The sequence below is a fragment of the Roseovarius sp. MBR-154 genome, from assembly GCF_053628595.1.
In genome coordinates this window covers 1-19,193 of the sequence record NZ_JBRJGR010000001.1, presented here as the reverse complement: position 1 = coordinate 19,193, position 19,193 = coordinate 1, and the positions used below count along the sequence as shown (strand labels likewise).

Below are 19,193 nucleotides of genomic sequence, written 5' to 3'. Positions count from 1 at the left end.
GTCTCAGACCTCCTTCATATGTATTGTGTAAGTGTCCTCGGCCCGCGCCCAGACCCCTTGATCGAGCGCGTCGAGGGTCAGCAGGGATGGCAGTAATTGCCCTGCGTAATCCTGCGAGGATTCCACCGGCAGGAGCGAGGGCAGGTTGTCGATGGCCATCACGTCGAGCGGCGGTGCATCGTGGACGCGCAGCGCCGGTTCGGCCCAAGTGGTGGCGCGGTCATAGACCGGCACGGGGTTGTAATCGCTGTCGGGGTCGCAGGCGACATCGCCGATCACGGTCAGGCGGCGGGGCTGATCAAGCGCGGATTTCGGCACGAAGACCGGCGTGCCGGGGCGTGCGAAGATGCAGTTGAGGAAAATGTCGTGGTCGAGGATTTCGGGGAAGGGCCCGCCCTTGGCCGTTTCAGCCATGTCCCAACGGGTGACGGTCACGCCCATGGCCTCGCACAGATCCGCAGCACCCGTGCCGACGCGGCCAAGCGCGCCGATGACGATGGCCGTGGGACGGTCCTTGCCCGCTCTATCAAGTTGCGTGCCGAGCGCCGCGAGCAGTGCATCGCGCGCCGGGTAGGTCGCGACCGGCGGGCAGGTGCCGCCGCCCTGTTGCGCCGCCCATGTCATCAGCGACACGGCGGCCCCCGCATAGCCCGCCCAATAGCCGAAGGCGGCGACGCGCCGCCCGTCCTCGTCCACCAGATATTCCAGATCGTAGAGCGTGCCGCCGCCGGCCTTGAACCGTTCAAGCAGGCGCTTGCCCGCATGCTGCCCTTTGAAGGCATGGCCGAACATGATGTGGCGATGCGGAAGGGGCGTGCCATCCTCGGGCAGTTCCTTCAGCCCGAAGATGATCGCGTCGGCCGGGGCGGAGGGCCAGCTGTTCTCGGCCGCGATCTCGCAGCCCGCCGCCCGGTAGCCGTCAATCGGAATGGCGCGGGTGTGGCTGTCCTCCACTGTCACGCGGATGCCCTTGGCGATCAGTTGCGCGGCCCCCTCGGGCGTCAGCCCGACGCGTTCCTCGTTGGGCCGCTGTTCGGCCCGGACCCAGAGATGTGTCATGCGGCAGCCCTCAGATCATGTCGTCGGCAATGACCTGCGCAACCGAGGCGCGGGCGCGCATCGCCTCGATGAAGGCCACGATCTTGGGGTAATCGGCGACGGTCACACCGTCGCCCTCAAGCCAGTTGCAGGCAACATAAAGGTAGGGATCGGCCAGCGAGAACGTTTCGCCCAGCACATACGGCCCCTTGAGCACGTGATTTTCCACGTGATCGGCGCTGTCGGTCATGGTCTGCACCGCCTTGGCCTTCATGTCGTCGAACGAGCTTTGCTGATCGGCCCAGCGGTGGCCGCGCATCCTGTGGGCGTGGTTCACATGCATGGTCGAGGCGAGGTAGCACATCGCCTCGCGCACCTTGGCGGTCTCATAGGGGTCCGAAGGGCGCAGCCCGGCGGCGGGCGCGATATCGGCGATGTAGTCGAGGATCGCGCCGGTTTCGGTCAAAACGCCGTCATCCGTCACCAGCGCCGGGACGCGGCCCTTGGGGTTGATCGCCTGATACTCCGGCCCGGTCTGCTCGCCGGCGCGGAAATCGAGACGGACCGGCTCGAAATCGAGCCCCGCCTCGTGCAATGCGATGGCCGTCGCAATGGCGATGGTGCCTTTGGCGTAATAGAGTTTCATGGCGCGTTTCCTGTTGTTCAGATGAAGGTACGGGCATGCGCCCGGTCGGGTGTGTCGAGATGGGGGGTGGCATTGAACGTGCCCAGCATCAGCATATCGTGGACATGTTCAAGCCGGTGTAATGAGCTGTTCATCACCTGCAGCATGACCTTGGACATGCCGGGAATATCCAAGCCCAGCGTGTGGCGCATCACCATGCCGATCACGCCCCCTGAGGTGACGATCAGGACACGCCCCGGATGATGGCAGATATCGTCGATCAGGCCCGTGATGCGGGTGGTGAAATGCTCGAACGTCTCGGGCACATCCGCGAGATCGCCGCGCGCCCAGTGCTCGATCACCTGCGGCAGGTAGCGGGCGAATTCGGTGGCGTCGGCGGGCGCGGGGATGCCGTGTTGCGCCTCGATAGCCTGCGCGAGGGCGAAATAGCTCAGCTCATCAAGCCGCGAATCCTGTTCGGTGATGTCATATCCCATGGCACGCGCGGTTCCGGTCTGTCGGTGCAGCGTGCCGGTGATCACGTGGTCGAAATGCGGATTGGTGCCGCGCAGATGCGCGCCCAGCCATTCCGCCTGCTGCACGCCGAGCGGCGACAGCCGGTCATAGCCCGCCTCGTCGGTCGCATGGCTGTTCGCCTGCCCGTGCCGTACCAGAATGAGTTCTGCCAAGATGTCGCCTCCGCGTTTGATCGTGACGTTAACGCCGCGCGGCAGCGGGTGAAAGATGGCACAAGGGAAAATAATGAACACCCGGGTGGACCTGCGGTTGACGCCTATAGGAAATCCATCCCTGCGCCTCGCCGCAAAAATGCGGTGACGTGTCGGGATTGCCGGGTACACAGCGACCGTGGTGCGTGGTATACCATGGTCGTCAAGAGGAGTCGCGCGCATGTCTGAAACGATCAAGATCACACTGGATGGCACCGAGGTCGAGGCCGAGGCGGGCCAGACGCTTTGGGAGGTGGCCAATGGTCGCGGGCTCAAGATCCCGCATCTGTGCCACAAACCGAGCCCCGGTTATCGTCCCGACGGCAACTGCCGCGCCTGCATGGTCGAGGTCGAGGGCGAGCGCACGCTCGTGGCCTCCTGCATCCGCGAGGCAAGGGACGGCATGGTTGTCACCACCAATTCGCATCGCGCGGAAAGCGCGCGCAAAATGGTGGTCGAAATGCTGCTCGCCGACCAGCCCGAGCGCGACACCTCGCACGATGCCTCCAGCCACCTGTGGGACATGGCCGATGCCAATGGCGTGACCTATAGCCGCTTTCCGAAACTGGAAAAGCCGCGCGTGCCGCTTCTGGATGACAGCCACGTGGCGATGCGCGTCAATCTGGATGCCTGCATTCAGTGCAACCTGTGCGTCCGTGCCTGCCGCGATGTGCAGGTCAATGACGTGATCGGCATGGCCGGGCGCGGTCACGATGCCTATCCGGTCTTCGATTTCGACGACCCGATGGGTGAGAGCACCTGCGTGGCCTGCGGCGAATGCGTGCAGGCGTGTCCCACCGGTGCGCTGATGCCCGCCTCGGTGATGGACGACGCGCAGCAGGGCGACAGCGCCGATTACGACGAGGAGGTGCAGAGCGTCTGCCCGTTCTGCGGTGTCGGCTGTCAGGTGTCGCTCAAGGTCAAGGACGGCAAGGTCAAGTATGTCGAGGGTATCAATGGCCCGGCAAACGAGGGGCGGCTCTGCGTCAAGGGGCGGTTCGGCTACGACTATATCCACCACCCGCACCGCCTGACCAAGCCGCTCATCCGGCGCGAGGATGCACCGCCCAAGGGCCTCAATGTCGATCCCGGCAACTGGCACGAATTCTTCCGCGAGGCGGAGTGGGAAGAGGCGCTCGACCTGACGGCGGGTGAGTTGAAGCGGCTCAAGGACGCCCATGGCGGTGCTACTGTTGCGGGATTTGGCAGCGCCAAATGCACCAATGAAGAGGCGTATCTCTTTCAGAAATTCATCCGGCAGGGCTTTGGTCATAACAACGTCGATCACTGCACGCGGCTGTGCCATGCCTCCTCGGTGGCGGCATTGATCGAGAATGTCGGCTCGGGGGCCGTGACCGCCACGTTCAACGAGATCGAGAACGCGGATGTGGCGATCATCATCGGGGCCAACCCGATCGAGAATCATCCCGTGGCGGCGACCTATTTCAAGCAGTTCACCAAGCGCGGCGGCAAGCTCATCGTGATGGACCCGCGCGGGGTGGGCATGCGCCGGTTTGCGACGCATATGTTGCAGTTCAAGCCCGGCGCGGATGTCTCGATGCTGAACGCGATCTGCCATGTGATCGTCGAGGAAGGGCTGTACGACCAGCAATATATCGAAGCCTTCACCGAAAACTGGGAGGCCGAAAAGGCGCATCTGGCGCAATTCCCGCCAGAGAAGATGGAGGCGATCTGCGGCATACCCGCCGAGACGCTGCGCGAGGTGGCCCGCGAATTCGCCGGCGCCAAGGCGGGCATGATCTTTTGGGGCATGGGGATTTCCCAGCACATCCACGGCACCGACAATTCGCGCTGCCTGATCTCTCTGGCGCTGATGTGCGGCCATGTCGGCCGCCCCGGCACCGGGCTGCATCCGTTGCGCGGGCAGAACAACGTGCAGGGGGCATCCGATGCGGGGCTCGTGCCGATGTTCCTGCCGGATTACCAGACCGTGACCGATGACGGAGTGCGCAATGCCTTTACCGAGGTCTGGAAATCGGGCGATTTCTCGAACCAGAAGGGCCTCACCGTGACCGAGATCATGGATGCGGTCCACGAGGACAAGATCAAGGGCATGTATATCCTGGGCGAAAACCCGGCGATGTCCGACCCGGACGTGGAGCATGCCCGCGATGCGCTCGCCAAGCTGGAGCATCTGGTGGTGCAGGACATCTTCATCACCGAAACGGCGAACTATGCCGATGTGATCCTGCCCGCCTCGGCCTTCTACGAGAAATCGGGCACTGTCACGAACACCAACCGTCAGGTGCAGATCGGGCGGCGCGCGGTCAGCCCGCCGGGCGAGGCGCGCGAGGACTGGCGCATCACGGTCGAACTGGCCAACCGGATGGGGCTGCAATGGCACTATGACAGCCCGGCGGATGTCTTTGCCGAGATGAAGATCAACATGCGCTCGCTCGACAATATCACCTGGGAACGGCTGGAGCGCGAGAACGCCGTGACCTATCCCTGCAAGACGCCCGACGGCCCGGGCGAGGCGGTGGTCTTTGGCGACGGGTTCCCGCGCCCCGAGGGGCGGGCGCGCTTTACCCCCGCGTCTATCATCCCGCCCGATGACGTGCCGGACGCCGAGTACCCGATGGTCCTGACCACCGGTCGGCAGCTGGAGCACTGGCATACCGGTTCGATGACGCGCCGCGCCAGCGTGCTCGACGCGGTGGAGCCCGAGGCCAACTGCTCGATGCATCCCGCGACCCTGCGCAAGATGGGGGTGGAGCCGGGTGGCATGGTGCGGCTGACGACGAAACGCGGCTCGATCAGCATCATGGCCCGCGCCGACCGGGCGGTCGCGCCCGACATGGTGTTCCTGCCCTTCGCCTATGTTGAGGCGGCGGCCAATATCCTCACCAATCCCGCGATCGACCCCTATGGCAAGATCCCCGAGTTCAAATACTCGGCGGTCCGGGTCGAGGCGGTGGAGATGGCGGCGGAATAAAGCTAAGGGGGCGGTCCGAAAACCGCCCCCTCAATTTACCGTTCCTGAAAATACTCATGCCGCAGCGGCTTGGGCAGAATCACCGATTGGGCAGAATCACGATCTCGACCCGGCGGTTCTGCTGCTTGCCCTCGGCGGTGAGGTTCGAGGCCACCGGCTGATCCTCGCCGCGGCCAAAGGCGTTGACGCGGCCATAGGGCACGCCGCCACTCATCAGCACATCGGCCACCGCATTGGCGCGGCGCTGCGACAGTTGTTGATTGTAGCTGGCCGCGCCGTCGCTGTCGGTATGGCCCACCACCTGCACGGTGGTGTCGGGATATCTCTGCAGGCTGTCGGCCACCTTGAACAGGTCGTCCCGCAAGACCGGTCGCACGGTGGCGCTGTCCACATCGAAGAGAATATCCTGCGGCATGGTCAGGATCAGCCGGTCGCCGGTATTGACGATCTGCACGTCATCGTCGAGTTGCCGGCGCAGTTCGGCCTCCTGCCGGTCGAGCGACGTGCCAAGCGCCGCACCGCCCGCCGCGCCAAGGATGCCGCCGATGATCGCGCCCTTGGCGTCGTTATCGGCGATGACCGCCCCGGTGCCCGCACCGATCAGGCCGCCCATGATCGCACCGGTCTTGGCGTTGCGGTTCGGATCGCTGCCCGGAACGTAGTTCGGATCGGTGCAGGCCGTGGCCAGCAGGAGCGATGCGCCGGAAAGAAGGAGAAGGGGATTGCGTGCTCGGATCATGGAATGTCGCCTTTGTTGTTTGACCAGCCCGATGCATCGGGTCTGTCGCGATGATATGCAATAACACCGGCCACCCCAAGGGCCGGACAGGCGGCAAGACATGTAAAACCGGGCGGGTTTCCGCCTATCCCTCGGCGCGCGCGCTTTCCCATGCGAGGATCGCGCGCTTGACCGGCAGGCCCCAGTGATAGCCGCCAAGCCCGCCCGATTTGCGCAGGGCGCGGTGGCAGGGGATGAGAAAGCTGACCGGATTGCGCCCCACGGCGGTGCCGACGGCGCGCACGGCGCGCGGGTTGCCGATGGCCTGCGCGATCTCGGAATAGGTGGTGACATGGCCCGAGGGAATGGCGAGCAGCGCCTCCCACACCTTGATCTGAAACGGCGCGCCGATCATGTGGAGCGCGGCCTCGCCGCGCCCGTCGAAGGCGGCACAGACCCAGGGGGTGATCCTTTCCGGGGCCTCGACATAGCTCGCCTCCGGCCAGCGGGCGCGCATGTCGGCCATGGTCACATCATGCCCGAATTCCCCGGCAAAGGCCAACCCGCACAGGCCTCGCTCCGTGCCCATGGCGAGCGCGTCGCCGAACGGGCTGTCAAACCAGCCGTAATGGATGGTCAGCCCCGCCCCCTTGCGCGCGAATTCACCCGGGCTCATCGCCTCCCATCTCAGAAACAGATCATGCAGCCGCCCCGACCCCGACAGCCCCGCGGCATCTGCCGCCTCGAGCGTGGTATGACGCTGTGCCAGCAGGTCCTTGGCGTGGCCGAGCGTCAGGTATTGCTGGTAGCGCTTGGGCGACACCCCCACCCATTGCGAGAAAAGCCGCTGGAAATGCGCCGCACTCATGCCCATCTCGGCGGCCAGCGTCTCCAGCGGGAGCGCCTCGCCGCCCTGATCTATCAGGTCAATGGCGCGGCGCATGACGTTGTAGTGATAACTTTGTTCCAGATCGGTCATCGGCATATCCTGACAGCTTTGCCACAAGATAGGCCGAGCGCGCATGGCCCGCGACCCGAATGTTGCGCATCCCGCCAAATCCCGGCATAGAACGCCCATGGCGCGCCAACTCGATTATCACACGATCCGCGAGATCTTTACCCGGTTTGAGGCCGCAGAGCCCGAACCCAAGGGCGAATTGGAGCATGTCAACGCCTACACCCTGGTGGTGGCCGTCGCGCTTTCGGCACAGGCGACCGATGTGGGCGTGAACCGCGCCACGCGAGAGCTGTTCAAGATCGCCGACACGCCGCAGAAGATGCTCGAGCTGGGCGAAGAGGGGCTGACCCAGCATATCAAGACGATCGGCCTTTACCGCAATAAGGCCAAGAACGTGATGAAGCTGAGCCGCATCCTTGTCGAGGACTATGGTGGCGAGGTGCCCAACAGCCGCGCCGCCCTGCAATCGCTGCCCGGCGTCGGGCGCAAGACCGCCAATGTTGTGCTCAACATGTGGTGGCACTACCCGGCGCAGGCGGTGGATACGCATATCTTCCGTGTCGGCAACCGCAGCGGCATCTGCCCCGGCAAGAATGTCGACGCCGTCGAACGCGCCATCGAGGACAACGTGCCGGTGGATTTCCAGCGCCACGCGCATCACTGGCTCATCCTGCATGGCCGCTACATATGCCGCGCGCGCAAACCCGCCTGCGGCACCTGCCTTATTCGTGATCTCTGTTTATTCGAGGACAAGACCCTATGACAAAATATCAGGCCGTCGGCATCGGCAATGCCGTGGTGGACGTGATCAGCCAATGCGACGATGCCTTTCTTGCCCGGATGGGCATCGACAAGGGTGTCATGCAACTGATCGAGACCGAGCGCGCCGAATTTCTCTACGAGAACATGACCGACCGCTGGCAGGCGCCCGGCGGCTCGGTGGCCAATACCATCGCGGGACTGGGCGCGCTCGGCCTCTCGACAGGCTTCATCGGCCGGGTGAGCGATGACGAATTGGGCCACTATTACGCAGCGGCCATGGCCGAGGTCGGCACCAAATTCGTTAACGCCCCGCGCGGCGATGGCGCGCTGCCCACCTCGCGCTCGATGATCTTCGTCTCGCCGGATGGCGAGCGGTCGATGAACACCTATCTGGGGGTTTCCACGGAACTCGACGAGGGCGATGTGCCCGAAGAGGTGGCGGGGCAGGCGGGGCTCTTGTTCCTCGAGGGCTATCTCTTCGACAAGCCCAAGGGCAAGGCGGCGTTCGAGCGCGCGGCGCGCGCGGCGCGGGCCGGTGGCGGCAAGGCGGGGATCACGCTGTCCGACCCGTTCTGCGTCGAGCGCCACCGCGCCGATTTCCGCAGGCTGCTGCGTGAACTCGACTACGTGATCGGCAACGAGCATGAATGGTGCGCGCTCTACGAGACCGAGGATCTGGGCGCGGCGCTGGAACAGGCGGCGCTGGAAAGCGGGCTGATCGTCTGCACCCGCTCAGGTCATGACGTGGTGCTGGTCGAGGGCGCAGAGACGGTGACGGTGCCTGTGCAGCGTGTCGCGCCGGTGGACACCACCGGCGCGGGCGATCAATTCGCCGCCGGGTTGCTCTACGGCCTTGCGACAGAGCGTCCGCTGGAGGTGGCCGGGCGCATGGGCTGCATCGCGGCGGCCGAGGTGATCGGGCATTACGGCGCGCGCCCAAAGGCCGACGTCAAGGCGCTCTTTGCCGCCGAAGGGCTGATCTGAGAGGCGTGCAGACCGTGGCAGGGTCCGGGTTCGAGTATTTTTGCCATAAAGAAACAAAAGGGTTTGTTAACCCTGACATGTCATGTTCGAGTTGCGGTACAGGCTGGAGAGCCGATGACCGTCCATGAAGAAGCCGCGCCCGGGTGTTGCGTGTGTCAAATCCGGGCGCGCATTCTCACGTTTCTTTATGTTTCCAATACTCCGGGGTGAATTGGCCGCAGGCCAAGAGGGGCAGCGCCCCTCACGCCGCAGACAGGCTCACTTGTCGCGGAATTGTGCCTCGCGTTTTTCGGCGAAGGCGGCCATGCCCTCTTTCTGGTCCTCGGTGGCGAACAGCGAGTGGAACACGCGGCGCTCGAACAACAGCCCCTCGCGCAGCGTGGTCTCGTAGGAGCGGTTGACCGCCTCCTTGGCCGCCATCACGGAGATCTGCGATTTCTCGGCGATCTTCTGGGCTGCCGACATCGCCTCTTCCATCAGTTTCTTGGCGGGCACCACGCGGCTCACCAGACCCGCGCGCTCGGCCTCTTCGGCATCCATGAAACGGCCCGTCAGGTTCATGTCCATCGCCTTGGACTTGCCCACCAGGCGGGTCAGGCGCTGCGTGCCGCCAAGCCCCGCGATGACGCCGAGATTGATCTCGGGCTGGCCGAACTTGGCGGTGTCCGAACAGATGATGAAATCGCACATCATCGCCAGTTCGCAACCGCCCCCAAGGGCATAGCCAGAGACAGCAGCGATGATCGGCTTGCGCACACGGGCTATCGCGTCGCTGTCCTCGGTGAAGAGATCCTCGAGGAAGACATCGACGAATCCCTTGCCGCTCATCATCTTGATGTCGGCCCCCGCCGCAAACGCCTTTTCCGAGCCGGTGAGCAGGATGCAGCGCACCTTGTCGTTCTTTTGCGCCTCGCCAAGCGCCTGCGCCAGCTCCGACATGAGCTGATCGTTGAGCGCGTTAAGGGCGTCGGGGCGGTTGAGTTTGATGAGGGCGACGTGGTCTTCTATTTCGACGATGATCGTCTCATAGGCCATGAAATCAGCTTTCATTTGTTTCCATCAGACCGATTCATTACCACTGTTGGCCGCGCGTTCAACCTATCTTTGACACCGCGGGCAATAGAAGCTGGAGCGACCGGATTGCACGACGCGCCGGATGACGCCCTCGCAGCCCTCCGTCCGGCAGGGTTCGCCCTCGCGCCCGTAGACGTCGAACCTGTGCTGGAAATAGCCCAATTCGCCATCCGCCTGCCGAAAATCCCGCAGCGAGGAGCCGCCTGCGGTGATCGCGTCTGTCAGCACGTCGCGGATGATCGGCACCAGCCCGCCCGCGCGCCAACCCGAGATGTTCCCGGCACGCCTGCGCGGCGAGATGCGCGCGCGAAAGAGCGTCTCGCAGACATAGATATTACCCAGGCCTGCCACGATCCGCTGATCGAGCAGCGCGGATTTGACCGGCGTATTGCGTCCCTTGAGCATTGCGGCGAGATAGGGCGCGTTGAAGTCGTTGCCCAAGGGCTCCGGCCCCAGCTTTGCCAGTAACGGATGCGCCTCAGCCCGATCCGTCGGCATCAGGTCCATTGCCCCAAATCGGCGCGGGTCGTTGAAGGTGATCCGTGCGCCGTTCTCCATGTCGAGCACCACGTGATCGTGCTTTTCCGGCGCGGGGTGCTCATGCACGAAGCGCCCCAGCGGATCGCCCGAGACCAGCATGCGCCCCGACATGCCGAGATGGATGAGCAGCGTCTCGCCCGAGGCAAGATCGGCGAGGATGTATTTCGAGCGTCGCCGCAGCATCAGCACCCGCTGCCCGGTCAGCCGCGCGACCATGTCGGGCGGAAACGGCCAGCGCAGATCAGGGCGGTTGACGGTCGCGCGCGCGATCAGCTGCCCCTCCATCACCGGCGCAAGGCCGCGGCGGACTGTCTCAACCTCTGGCAATTCGGGCAATTGGCACCTCGCTCGGCGCAAGGGGCGCATTGTAACCCCCCGCTTGCGCCCTATAAGAAGGGCAAGACACAAGAGCGGCAAGGCCCATGAACGAGAAAACCACCCATTTCGGATTTCAGGATGTGCCCGAGTCGGAAAAGGCCGGGCGCGTGCGCGGGGTCTTTGGCAGCGTGGCCGGCAAATACGACGTGATGAACGATGCGATGAGCATGGGGATTCACCGCATCTGGAAGGATGCGATGATGGATTGGCTGGCGCCGCGCGCGGGCCAGCGCCTGCTTGATGTGGCGGGCGGCACCGGCGATATCAGCTTTCGCTTTCTCAAGCGCGCCGGGCATGGCCATGCCACCGTGCTCGACCTGACCGAGCCGATGCTGGTCGAGGGGCGCAAGCGCGCCGAAGCGGAGCAGATGGCCGACAGCCTCGATTGGGTGGTGGGCGATGCGATGGCGCTGCCGTTCGAGGATGCGAGCTTTGACGTCTACACGATCAGCTTTGGCATCCGTAACGTGACCCGCCCGCAAGAGGCGCTGAACGAGGCATTTCGCGTGCTCAGGCCCGGCGGGCGGCTGATGGTGCTCGAATTCAGCCAGATCCCCAATGAGTTGATGCAGAAGGTCTATGACCTTTACAGTTTCAACATCATCCCACGCCTGGGGCAGATGATCGCCAATGATCGCGACAGCTATCAGTATCTGGTCGAATCGATCCGCAAGTTTCCTGATCAGGAGACGTTTCTGGGGATGGTCCGGCAGGCAGGGTTCGAGAACGCCAAATATCGCAATCTGAGCATGGGCATCGCCTGTCTGCATTCCGGCTGGAAGATCTGATGCGCGGGCCGCACAACATCCTGCGCCTGATCCGCACCGGTGCGACGCTGGAGCGTACCGGGGCGATGGGCCTGATCATGGATGCGTTCGAGGCACCGCCGCTGGTGCGCGGCACGATGCGGTTTCTGGCCTGGCCGTTCCAGTGGCTTGGCTACAAGGGCGACGAGACCAGCCCGCCCGCGCCCCGCGCGCTGACGGCATTGGGCCCGGCCTATATCAAGTTCGGCCAGATTCTCAGCACCCGCCCCGATCTGGTGGGTGAGGAGCTGGCCGGGCAGTTGCGGGTCTTGCAGGACAAGCTGCCGCCGTTCTCGGTGGATGTGGCCAAGGCGAGCATCACCCATGAGCTGGGGCATCTCGTCGAAGAGATGTTCGACGATTTCAGCCCGCCCGTTGCCGCCGCCTCGATCGCGCAGGTCCACAAGGCACGGCTGCGCGACACCGGCGAGGCGGTGGCCATCAAGGTGCTGCGCCCCGGCATCGAGAAGGCGTTTCGCCGCGACATCGACGCGTTTTACTTCGCCGCGCGCATGGTCGAGTTGCTGGCCCCCGGCGCGCGCCGCCTGCGGCCCACGGACGTGATCGTGCATTTCGAAGGCGTGGTGATGGGCGAACTCGATCTGCGGCTCGAAGCCTCCTCGGCCTCCGAATTTGCTGCAAACACATCCGAGGATGCCGGTTTTCAGCTGCCCTCCGTGCAATGGCATCTGTCATCGCGCCGGGTGATGACGATGGGCTGGGCCGACGGCCTGCCGCTCGGCGACAATGCGGCGCTCGATGCGGCGGGCCATGACCGGGCCGAACTGGGCGAGCGGGTGCTGCAACTTTTTCTCAACCATGCGCTGCGCGACGGGTATTTTCACGCCGACATGCATCAGGGCAATCTCAAGGTGGCCGGCAATGGCGATATCATCGCCTATGATTTCGGCATCATGGGCCATATCGACGAATATACCCGTCGGGTCTATGCCGAGATTCTCTATGGCTTCATCAAGCGCGATTACCGGCGCGTCGCCGAGGTGCATTTCGAGGCGGGTTATGTGCCCGCCGACCGAGATGTCGACGCTTTCGCCCGTGCCCTGCGCGCGGTGGGCGAGCCGATCTTCGGCATGGATGCCAGCCGCATCTCGATGGGCAGCCTGCTCAGCTATCTCTTTGAGGTGACCGAGCGGTTCGGGATGGAGACGCGCACCGAACTCATCCTGTTGCAGCGCACCATGGTGGTGGTCGAGGGCGTTGCCCGGAGCCTCAATCCGCAGATCAATATCTGGCAGGTCGCCCGTCCCGTGGTCGAGGATTACATCAAGACCACCATCGGACCGCGCGCGGCATTGCGCGATTTCGGGCGTACCGCCGCCGTGCTGTCGCGCTACGGCCCGCGCCTGCCCGGTCTGGTCGAGGCCGCGCTGATTCGCCAATCGGTGCCACACACACCCGTGCCCCCGTCGCCCTGGCCGATGCGCATCGCCTTTGCCGGGATCGGCGCAACCCTGGGCGCGGGCGGCGCGGCCCTGGCTCTGGCCCTTATGTAACATCTCACACTCCGGTCTCTGGCGCGCGCAGTCCAAGCACTGCACTGGCTGCCACGGTCTGACGGTTCGCGAGCACGAGCCGGGTTTCTCCCGCCTCCTGACGCGCTTCGATGATGCGGCTGTGAACATGCGTGTCGTGACGCGCGATCACCTCACCCCCGGCAAGGGACTGCACCGAAACCTCGTAGATTCCGCTTTGCAGCGGCAGACCGGCAGGATCCTGCCCCGCCCATGTGATGCGGCCACTTTGCGGGGCGATATCCTGCCGTTGCACGATAATGCCCGCAGCGTTTGTGACCACCAGCTGCGCGGCATCTGCCAGCGGATCGACCGTCGCTGTCAGCGGCACCGGTGCTCCGTCAAAGGCGACCGGCGTTTTCGCCTCTGCCTCAAGCCCAATCCAGCCCGAAAGCTGACCGAGACCGAGCGCGCCCATCTGCGCGCCGAGCCCGATGAGCAGATCATTGGTGCGCACCTGTTGCTCGACCGTCGAGAAGGTTGCCAATTGCACCGCGAAATCGGAGGAATCGACCGGGTTCAGGGGATCCTGATTGCGCATCTGGGTGGTCAGCATCTTGAGGAAGGTTTCGAAATCCGCGCTGATCGTGCCACCGCTTTGGGTGGCTTCTGCAGTTGCGGCACGGGTCGCTGTGGTTTGGCCGGTCGCTTGTGCGAGGTCGGTGATGTCCATGTTCAGACCTTTCTAGAGACGAATATCGAGGCGATCCCCGAGATGGATCGCGGTGGCTCGGGGAGGAGCGTTGTCCGCGTCCGAGGTCGGCCCGATGTGCAGAGCAGCGTCAGTGTTGTCACGTCGGTCACCGGGGGCGGGATTCTCGCGCCCGAAAGTGAACTCTGCGGACTCGTAGCCGATATCCAGGAAATCCCGGGCCAGCAGGTCGATGTTGCGACGCAGGAGATCCAGCGTTTCGGGTCGCTCCGCAAAGATCGCGACGGCAAGACCATCGTCGGTTTGGCGCAGGCTGAGACGGACCGATCCCAGTTCTTCGGGGCTGAGTGTGAGGTTGATCAGCCGGTCCCCCGTCGGCGCTGCGCGCCCGGTGGCGGTAGCGATCTGCATCGCGATCTGCTGCGGCAGATCTGCGCGAAGGGCTGTGTGCGAGGTGTGCGGTGACTGCACCTGGCCGCTTCCGGTGCGTGTCTCGACAACGATCTGAGCCTCGGTTTCCCGGTCGCTTGTAGCAAGATCTGCAGGAGGTGCTTGAGGCACGGGTTGGACCATTTGCACAGCGAGCGTGGGTCGCGTGACGGTGGCAACAGGCGGCGACAACGTGTGCGACGGTCGCCCTGTCCGAGCGGAAGGGTGTTCGCGCAGGGGGGACGCCTCCGTTTTATGATGATCCGACCCAAGACCGGTTTCCACCGGACGGGACGTTACGGCCTGCATCGTCGTTTCGGCGCGTGGCTGGCCCGGGACCGGCGTCGCCTGCGAAAGAGATGCGGAGGCCGCGCCGGTCGCGGTGCCACCGGAAGGGTGTTCGCGCAGGGGGGACGCCTCCGTTTCATGACGACCCGACCCAAGACCGGTTTCCACCAGACGGGACGTTACGACCTGCATCGTCGTTTCGGCGCGTGGCTGGCCCGGGACCGGCGTCGCCTGCGAAAGAGGTTCGGAGGCAGGCTCGATCGCGGTGCCACTGGTCTCTGGTCGCTGCATATGCGACGTAGGTCCGTCCCGCATAGGCTGTGCGGTCGTTTCATTATGGTCCACCGCAGGCGCGGCCTCGGGGGCACCGGGCATCACCTCCTGACTTGTCGTTTCGGAGGCTGCATGGCGCGGCCCGGGTGTCGCCGCCTGGGGGCGGGACGTAAAGGCCGAGATGGTCATTGCGTCAATGGTTTGCGCATGCTCCGGTCGGGCTGTTGGCCCACCGGGCCCTGTACCCTGGCGGACCGTGTGCGTCGCCGTCGGCGTTCCTACAACGGGTGCCCCTGCGAAGCCCGCGGACCCATCCCGAGCGGAGCCATTCTCGCTCCGGGCGGCGGCGTGCAGGCGGGGCAGGGCGTGCAGGCCTGACGCGGTCGAGACGGTCTGTGCCGCGCCGGATGCCCTATCCGGCAGAGCTTCGGCGCGCCGGTCATGCGGACGGTCCGGTCCGCGTTGCGGCGGGCCCGCGAGATCGAACGCTGTTCTGCCATCGGCGCCCGATGAGTGCCCTGGTGTTGGCTGCGCGGGGCCCTGATGCGCTACGGCTGCGTCGGGCGTCGATATCGAAGGAGAGGTATCCGCCATGTCCTGTTCGGTCAGGGACGGTTGCCGGGCCGATCCAGACGGGTCGGGCTTGGTGACCGGCGCTTTCGCGATTGCCGCCTGCGCCGGAAGGGCAGGTTCCGCCGCTGCGCCCTCGCGGCTCTGGGCCTTGGCATTGAAAAACGCGCCGAAACTGGAGACGGGCCGGGCGGCTTGAGCGATGTCACCGGACGCTGGCTTGGTCGCCGGGAAGATTGCGTTCGGATTGGGGGGCCGACCCTCGGTCAGCGGATGTGGCAGCTGCATGCGTGGTTCCGACTTGCGGTTTCGTTGGGGGAATATTGCCAGAAGCTAGTTACCGCTTCTTTACCGCTTTGCTGTCTGATGCGGGTTAGTTCGATCAATTGGAGGTAATCCGGTGACAGAGTCTTTACCCATATTCCCGACCGCATTCCGCATGTCGGCCGCAATGCCGGGCGCAACGGTGCGCGACGCGGCGGAGCAACTGGAGGCGAGCTTTCTCGCGGAAATGCTCAAGTCCGCCGGTTTCGGTGCGCAAGGGCACAGCCTTGGGGGTGGTATCGGAGAGGAACAATTCGCCTCCTTTCACCGCGACATGCTCGCGCGAGAAATGGTGCGCGCCGGTGGTATCGGCCTTGCCGACATCTTCGCCGCCAAGCTGATGGAAGGAACACGCAATGACTGATCATCCGGACCGGCTCGCCGCGCAGCTCGATGCGTTGCTCGAAACCGAACGCGCCGCCTTGCTGAGGGGCGATCTCGGGGCGATCGCCGCGGGTGTCGCGGAAAAGGAACGGCTGATCGCGGCGTTCGAGGCGCTTGGCCCCCGGCATGTCGGCCTTGCCGACCTGCAAGCCAAGGTGATCCGCAATCAGGCGCTTTTCGACGGGGCATTGCAGGGGATCCGGTCTGTCGCCCTGCGGATCGCCAATTTTCGCCGAATCCGCAAATCGATGGAGACCTATGACCAGCAGGGCCGCAAACAGACCATCCCCGGCGATATCGTGCGCACGGTGGAGAAGCGCGCATGAGAATTTGTTTCAAATGCCGCGCACATGACCTGGCGCGCTTAGCACTCCCTTAGGGTTTCGCCGTCATCCTGGCGTTGCATCCGGAAACGGGTGGCGCGCTCGGGGCGACAATGACCCGGTCGCAGCTGTCAGAACGACACTGCCATCATCCGCCGTCCGGGCGGACCGTCAAACCGGCGTGAAGCGCCGCAGTCAAAGGAAAAAACTATGTCCAGCATTCTGACGAACAACAGCGCCATGGTGGCGCTGCAAACCCTGCAATCGGTCAACTCAAACCTGGCCAAGACGCAGGACGCGATCTCCACCGGCAAGGATATCGCGACGGCCAAGGACAATTCGGCCATTTTTGCGATCTCGAAGATCATGGAATCCGATATCTCAGGCTTCAAGGCCATTTCGGACAGCCTTTCCCTGGGCGAGGCCACGGTTGCGGTGGCCTCTTCCGCCGCCGAACAGATCGTCGAGGAACTCAACGGTATCAAGGAACTGATCGTCTCGGCGCAAAGCGAGAATGTCGATCACGAAACGATCCAGAACGACATCGCGCAGCGGACCGCGCAGGTCGCATCAATCATCGGGGCCGCCCAGTTCAATGGCGCCAACCTGCTGGCCACCGATGTCGATGGCAATGGCGCGACCGGGCTGAGCGTGCTGTCGTCGCTCGACCGCGTGGGCACCGGCGCGCCCACCGCTTCCACCATCGACGTGGCGACGGTGGATTTCGAGGCCAATCTCGACCTCGCCACGAACCTGACCGCGATCACGGATACCGCCACCGCGACGACGGCGCTCGGCGAGATCGAAACCTTCATCCAGACGGCGGTCGACGGTGCTGCGGCGCTCGGTGCGGCCTCGAGTCGGCTTGAGAGCCAGAGTTCCTTTGTCTCCAAACTCACCGATGCGCTGACCTCCGGGGTAGGCGCGCTCGTCGATGCCGATCTGGAGGAAACATCGGCCCGGCTGCAGGCGCTTCAGGTGCAGCAGCAGCTGGCGACGCAGTCACTGTCGATCGCCAACCAGGCACCGCAGGCGATCCTGTCGCTGTTCCGGAACTAACCCTTTCAGGGGCGTCCCCGGGACGCCCCTGATCCTCCGGTTTCCTGACCGACACGACAGATTTGGAAAGGACATGACGTGAACGCGATCTTGCAGGCAAAGGCCGCCTACCGCGCCCAGGCCCGGACTATCCGGACCGAGCGCGGCCTGGAATACGATGCGCTTGCGCGCATCACACACCGTCTCAAATCCGCAGCCGAGGAGCCCGGGGCCATTGGCCCGCTGGCCTCTGCGGTGCATGACAACCGGCGTCTCTGGACGATCTTCGCCACCGACGCGGCAGACCGTGCCAATTCCTTGCCGGTCGAACTGCGCGCGCGAATCATCTCGCTGGCCGAGTTCACCCGGCAGCACAGTGGCAGGGTGCTGCGCGATGGCGCGGATGTGACGCCGCTCATCGAGATCAATCTCGCGATCATGCGCGGGCTCAATGGTGACGGTGGCGCGGCATGAGTGGCCTTGTCCTCAAGCTCGGCCCCAAGGAGCGCGTGCTCATAAACGGGGCCGTCATCGAGAATGGCGACCGGCGCGCGCGTCTCTTCATCGTCACGCCGGATGCCAATATCCTGAGGTTGCGCGATGCGATCCATCCCGAGGAGGCGACGACCCCGGTCAGGCGTGTCTGCTATGCCATGCAGCTTGTCCTGTCGGGCGATTGCGACCCCGACAGCGTGCGCCTCCAGATCCTGCGACGCATCGAGGAATTGAGCCAGATCCTGCGCGACCCTGACAGCCGGGCGCAGCTTACCCGCGCGACCGAGGCTATCCTGTCGGACCAGTACTACCAGGGGCTCAAGGCGCTGCGCGCGCTCCTGCCGCGCGAGGCCCGACTGCTAGTTCAGGGGCGTGGCCGGTGACCTTCGATCCGGTCCTGCCGCTCGGCGGCCTGCCCGGCTGGGTGCTGCTCAACCGGACGCTGGAGCGGCAGACGGAGCTGTTCAACGCCTCTCCCGAAATCGTCCGGGACACAGATTATTTCGAACAGAATATCGGCGCTGTTCAAACTGCCGACGACCTGGTTTCGGACCGGCGTTTGCTGCGCGTCGCACTTGGGGCGTTCGGGTTGCAGGAGGATATCGACAGCCGTGCCTTTATCCGCAAGGTCCTGGAGGAAGGCACGGCACGCGACGATGCCTTTGCCAATCGTCTGACCGACGACCGCTACAAGAAGCTGGCGGATGCCTTCGGGTTTGCCGATGGCACCGTGCCGCGCACGCAGGATCCGGGATTCGGCGCGACGATTACCGCGCAGTTTCGCCGACAGTCTTTCGAGATCGCGGTGGGCGATCAGGACGACGCATTGCGCCTCGCGCTCAACGCCCAGCGTGGCTTTGCGGAGATTGTTGCTGACGATGCGTCGGAGACGACCCGGTGGCTGCGGATTCTGGGTGATCCGCCCTTGCGCCGTGTGTTCGAGGTTGCCCTCGGACTGCCCGAGAGCTTCGCCCAGCTCGATCTCGACCGGCAATTGACCGAGATACGCGCGCGCGCCGACCGGCAACTCGATATCGCCAGTCTCTCGGATTTGAGTGATGCGACTCTGCAGGAGGCGATGATCCGCCGTTTCCTGATCCGTGATCAACTGGGGGATATTAACGCATTGTCGTCACAGTCCATTGCCCTGACCTTGCTGCAAGCGGCACCGCGCGCGTTCTGACCCCGTGCGGGCCGGGAAGTGACCGACAGGGACACTCGGGGGCAGTGTCCCAACGGTTGGTGTAAGAGGCCGCGCGCGGAGCCCCCGGCGTAGCGCAGCGCGCGGCCGGTGGTGACTGTGGCGGCCACCGTCGAT

20 protein-coding genes are annotated in these 19,193 nt (G+C 64.4%); 11 read left to right on the top strand and 9 right to left on the bottom strand.

Annotated elements, in window-relative coordinates; genetic code table 11:
- Positions 1–3 precede the first annotated feature (3 nt).
- Genes ACSSV4_RS00100 through ACSSV4_RS00090 form a run of 3 tightly spaced genes read right to left on the bottom strand, consistent with a single transcriptional unit; the run spans position 4 to position 2,352 of the window.
- The gene (locus tag ACSSV4_RS00100) at positions 4–1,059 is read right to left on the bottom strand and encodes a saccharopine dehydrogenase (protein ID WP_454272566.1); all 1,056 of its coding nucleotides are present in this window, start codon (positions 1,057–1,059) and stop codon (positions 4–6) included.
- A gap of 10 nt (positions 1,060–1,069) precedes the next feature.
- Positions 1,070–1,684, bottom strand: coding sequence for a glutathione S-transferase family protein (locus ACSSV4_RS00095; protein WP_454272564.1), 615 nt, complete (start codon positions 1,682–1,684; stop codon positions 1,070–1,072).
- A 17-nt stretch (positions 1,685–1,701) separates the two neighbouring features.
- A complete protein-coding gene (locus tag ACSSV4_RS00090; protein WP_454272563.1) occupies positions 1,702–2,352 on the bottom strand; it encodes a histidine phosphatase family protein in 651 nt (216 codons plus the stop codon).
- Between the two features lie 220 nt (positions 2,353–2,572).
- Between ACSSV4_RS00090 and fdhF the strand changes: the two genes are divergently transcribed.
- Complete coding sequence (fdhF, locus tag ACSSV4_RS00085; RefSeq protein ID WP_454272561.1) at positions 2,573–5,347, top strand: formate dehydrogenase subunit alpha; 2,775 nt, start codon at positions 2,573–2,575, stop codon at positions 5,345–5,347.
- Positions 5,348–5,426: 79 nt separating this feature from the next.
- Here the strand turns inward: fdhF and ACSSV4_RS00080 are convergent, their stop codons facing one another.
- Both ACSSV4_RS00080 and ACSSV4_RS00075 read right to left on the bottom strand, forming a co-directional pair.
- Positions 5,427–6,086 (bottom strand): OmpA family protein, encoded by a 660-nt coding sequence (locus tag ACSSV4_RS00080; protein WP_454272559.1) that lies wholly within the window; start codon positions 6,084–6,086, stop codon positions 5,427–5,429.
- 124 nt (positions 6,087–6,210) lie between these two features.
- Positions 6,211–7,044: a methylated-DNA--[protein]-cysteine S-methyltransferase gene (locus ACSSV4_RS00075; RefSeq protein WP_454272557.1), complete on the bottom strand. Its 834-nt coding sequence runs from the start codon at positions 7,042–7,044 to the stop codon at positions 6,211–6,213.
- A gap of 97 nt (positions 7,045–7,141) precedes the next feature.
- Between ACSSV4_RS00075 and nth the strand changes: the two genes are divergently transcribed.
- Positions 7,142–7,786, top strand: a complete 645-nt coding sequence (gene nth, locus ACSSV4_RS00070) for an endonuclease III (protein WP_454272555.1) — start codon at positions 7,142–7,144, stop codon at positions 7,784–7,786.
- Complete coding sequence (locus ACSSV4_RS00065) at positions 7,783–8,769, top strand: adenosine kinase (RefSeq protein WP_454272553.1); 987 nt, start codon at positions 7,783–7,785, stop codon at positions 8,767–8,769. The genes nth and ACSSV4_RS00065 overlap by 4 nt, the downstream gene beginning before the upstream one ends.
- A gap of 258 nt (positions 8,770–9,027) precedes the next feature.
- Here ACSSV4_RS00065 and ACSSV4_RS00060 read toward each other — a convergent pair whose 3' ends face one another.
- Together ACSSV4_RS00060 and mutM are read right to left on the bottom strand one after the other, a co-directional pair.
- Positions 9,028–9,804 (bottom strand): enoyl-CoA hydratase, encoded by a 777-nt coding sequence (locus ACSSV4_RS00060; RefSeq protein WP_454273370.1) that lies wholly within the window; start codon positions 9,802–9,804, stop codon positions 9,028–9,030.
- A gap of 63 nt (positions 9,805–9,867) precedes the next feature.
- A complete protein-coding gene (gene mutM, locus ACSSV4_RS00055) occupies positions 9,868–10,719 on the bottom strand; it encodes a bifunctional DNA-formamidopyrimidine glycosylase/DNA-(apurinic or apyrimidinic site) lyase (protein WP_454272551.1) in 852 nt (283 codons plus the stop codon).
- An 86-nt stretch (positions 10,720–10,805) separates the two neighbouring features.
- On the opposite strand from mutM, the gene ubiE reads away from it, so the two are divergent.
- Together ubiE and ubiB are read left to right on the top strand one after the other, a co-directional pair.
- The gene (gene ubiE, locus ACSSV4_RS00050; protein WP_454272549.1) at positions 10,806–11,549 is read left to right on the top strand and encodes a bifunctional demethylmenaquinone methyltransferase/2-methoxy-6-polyprenyl-1,4-benzoquinol methylase UbiE; all 744 of its coding nucleotides are present in this window, start codon (positions 10,806–10,808) and stop codon (positions 11,547–11,549) included.
- Positions 11,549–13,081 (top strand): 2-polyprenylphenol 6-hydroxylase, encoded by a 1,533-nt coding sequence (ubiB, locus tag ACSSV4_RS00045; protein WP_454272547.1) that lies wholly within the window; start codon positions 11,549–11,551, stop codon positions 13,079–13,081. Before ubiE ends, ubiB begins: the two co-directional genes overlap by 1 nt.
- 4 nt (positions 13,082–13,085) lie before the next feature.
- Here the strand turns inward: ubiB and ACSSV4_RS00040 are convergent, their stop codons facing one another.
- Both ACSSV4_RS00040 and ACSSV4_RS00035 read right to left on the bottom strand, forming a co-directional pair.
- Entirely contained in the window at positions 13,086–13,772 is a 687-nt protein-coding gene (locus tag ACSSV4_RS00040; protein WP_454272545.1) for a flagellar hook capping FlgD N-terminal domain-containing protein, read from the bottom strand.
- A gap of 12 nt (positions 13,773–13,784) precedes the next feature.
- Positions 13,785–14,324 carry a flagellar hook-length control protein FliK gene (locus ACSSV4_RS00035; protein WP_454272544.1) on the bottom strand — a complete coding sequence of 180 codons (540 nt, stop codon included), beginning with the start codon at positions 14,322–14,324 and terminating at the stop codon, positions 13,785–13,787.
- 1,426 nt (positions 14,325–15,750) lie between these two features.
- Here ACSSV4_RS00035 and ACSSV4_RS00030 point away from each other — a divergent pair.
- The 6 genes from ACSSV4_RS00030 to ACSSV4_RS00005 all read left to right on the top strand — a co-directional run bounded on the left by ACSSV4_RS00030 (position 15,751) and on the right by ACSSV4_RS00005 (position 19,058).
- A complete protein-coding gene (locus ACSSV4_RS00030; protein ID WP_454272543.1) occupies positions 15,751–15,999 on the top strand; it encodes a rod-binding protein in 249 nt (82 codons plus the stop codon).
- Positions 15,992–16,345 (top strand): flagellar protein FlgN, encoded by a 354-nt coding sequence (locus ACSSV4_RS00025; RefSeq protein WP_454272542.1) that lies wholly within the window; start codon positions 15,992–15,994, stop codon positions 16,343–16,345. Before ACSSV4_RS00030 ends, ACSSV4_RS00025 begins: the two co-directional genes overlap by 8 nt.
- A 207-nt stretch (positions 16,346–16,552) precedes the next feature.
- Positions 16,553–17,401, top strand: a complete 849-nt coding sequence (locus tag ACSSV4_RS00020; protein WP_454272541.1) for a flagellin N-terminal helical domain-containing protein — start codon at positions 16,553–16,555, stop codon at positions 17,399–17,401.
- 78 nt (positions 17,402–17,479) lie between these two features.
- On the top strand, positions 17,480–17,854 hold the full coding sequence (gene flaF / locus ACSSV4_RS00015; RefSeq protein ID WP_454272540.1) for a flagellar biosynthesis regulator FlaF: 375 nt from the start codon (positions 17,480–17,482) through the stop codon (positions 17,852–17,854).
- Positions 17,851–18,258, top strand: a complete 408-nt coding sequence (gene flbT / locus ACSSV4_RS00010; protein WP_454272539.1) for a flagellar biosynthesis repressor FlbT — start codon at positions 17,851–17,853, stop codon at positions 18,256–18,258. The genes flaF and flbT overlap by 4 nt, the downstream gene beginning before the upstream one ends.
- A complete protein-coding gene (locus ACSSV4_RS00005; RefSeq protein ID WP_454272538.1) occupies positions 18,255–19,058 on the top strand; it encodes a DUF1217 domain-containing protein in 804 nt (267 codons plus the stop codon). The genes flbT and ACSSV4_RS00005 overlap by 4 nt, the downstream gene beginning before the upstream one ends.
- Positions 19,059–19,193: the final 135 nt, after the last annotated feature.

Coding starts and splice junctions, on each gene's coding strand:
- flbT (WP_454272539.1), top strand. CDS start 17,851: ATGAGTGGCCTTGTCCTCAAGCTCGGCCCCAAGGAGCGCGTGCTCATA.
- ACSSV4_RS00065 (WP_454272553.1), top strand. CDS start 7,783: ATGACAAAATATCAGGCCGTCGGCATCGGCAATGCCGTGGTGGACGTG.
- fdhF (WP_454272561.1), top strand. CDS start 2,573: ATGTCTGAAACGATCAAGATCACACTGGATGGCACCGAGGTCGAGGCC.
- ubiB (WP_454272547.1), top strand. CDS start 11,549: ATGCGCGGGCCGCACAACATCCTGCGCCTGATCCGCACCGGTGCGACG.
- ACSSV4_RS00020 (WP_454272541.1), top strand. CDS start 16,553: ATGTCCAGCATTCTGACGAACAACAGCGCCATGGTGGCGCTGCAAACC.
- ubiE (WP_454272549.1), top strand. CDS start 10,806: ATGAACGAGAAAACCACCCATTTCGGATTTCAGGATGTGCCCGAGTCG.
- ACSSV4_RS00095 (WP_454272564.1), bottom strand. CDS start 1,684: ATGAAACTCTATTACGCCAAAGGCACCATCGCCATTGCGACGGCCATC.
- ACSSV4_RS00100 (WP_454272566.1), bottom strand. CDS start 1,059: ATGACACATCTCTGGGTCCGGGCCGAACAGCGGCCCAACGAGGAACGC.
- ACSSV4_RS00035 (WP_454272544.1), bottom strand. CDS start 14,324: ATGGTCCAACCCGTGCCTCAAGCACCTCCTGCAGATCTTGCTACAAGC.
- nth (WP_454272555.1), top strand. CDS start 7,142: ATGGCGCGCCAACTCGATTATCACACGATCCGCGAGATCTTTACCCGG.
- ACSSV4_RS00040 (WP_454272545.1), bottom strand. CDS start 13,772: ATGGACATCACCGACCTCGCACAAGCGACCGGCCAAACCACAGCGACC.
- ACSSV4_RS00075 (WP_454272557.1), bottom strand. CDS start 7,044: ATGACCGATCTGGAACAAAGTTATCACTACAACGTCATGCGCCGCGCC.
- ACSSV4_RS00025 (WP_454272542.1), top strand. CDS start 15,992: ATGACTGATCATCCGGACCGGCTCGCCGCGCAGCTCGATGCGTTGCTC.
- ACSSV4_RS00030 (WP_454272543.1), top strand. CDS start 15,751: ATGTCGGCCGCAATGCCGGGCGCAACGGTGCGCGACGCGGCGGAGCAA.
- ACSSV4_RS00060 (WP_454273370.1), bottom strand. CDS start 9,804: ATGGCCTATGAGACGATCATCGTCGAAATAGAAGACCACGTCGCCCTC.
- ACSSV4_RS00080 (WP_454272559.1), bottom strand. CDS start 6,086: ATGATCCGAGCACGCAATCCCCTTCTCCTTCTTTCCGGCGCATCGCTC.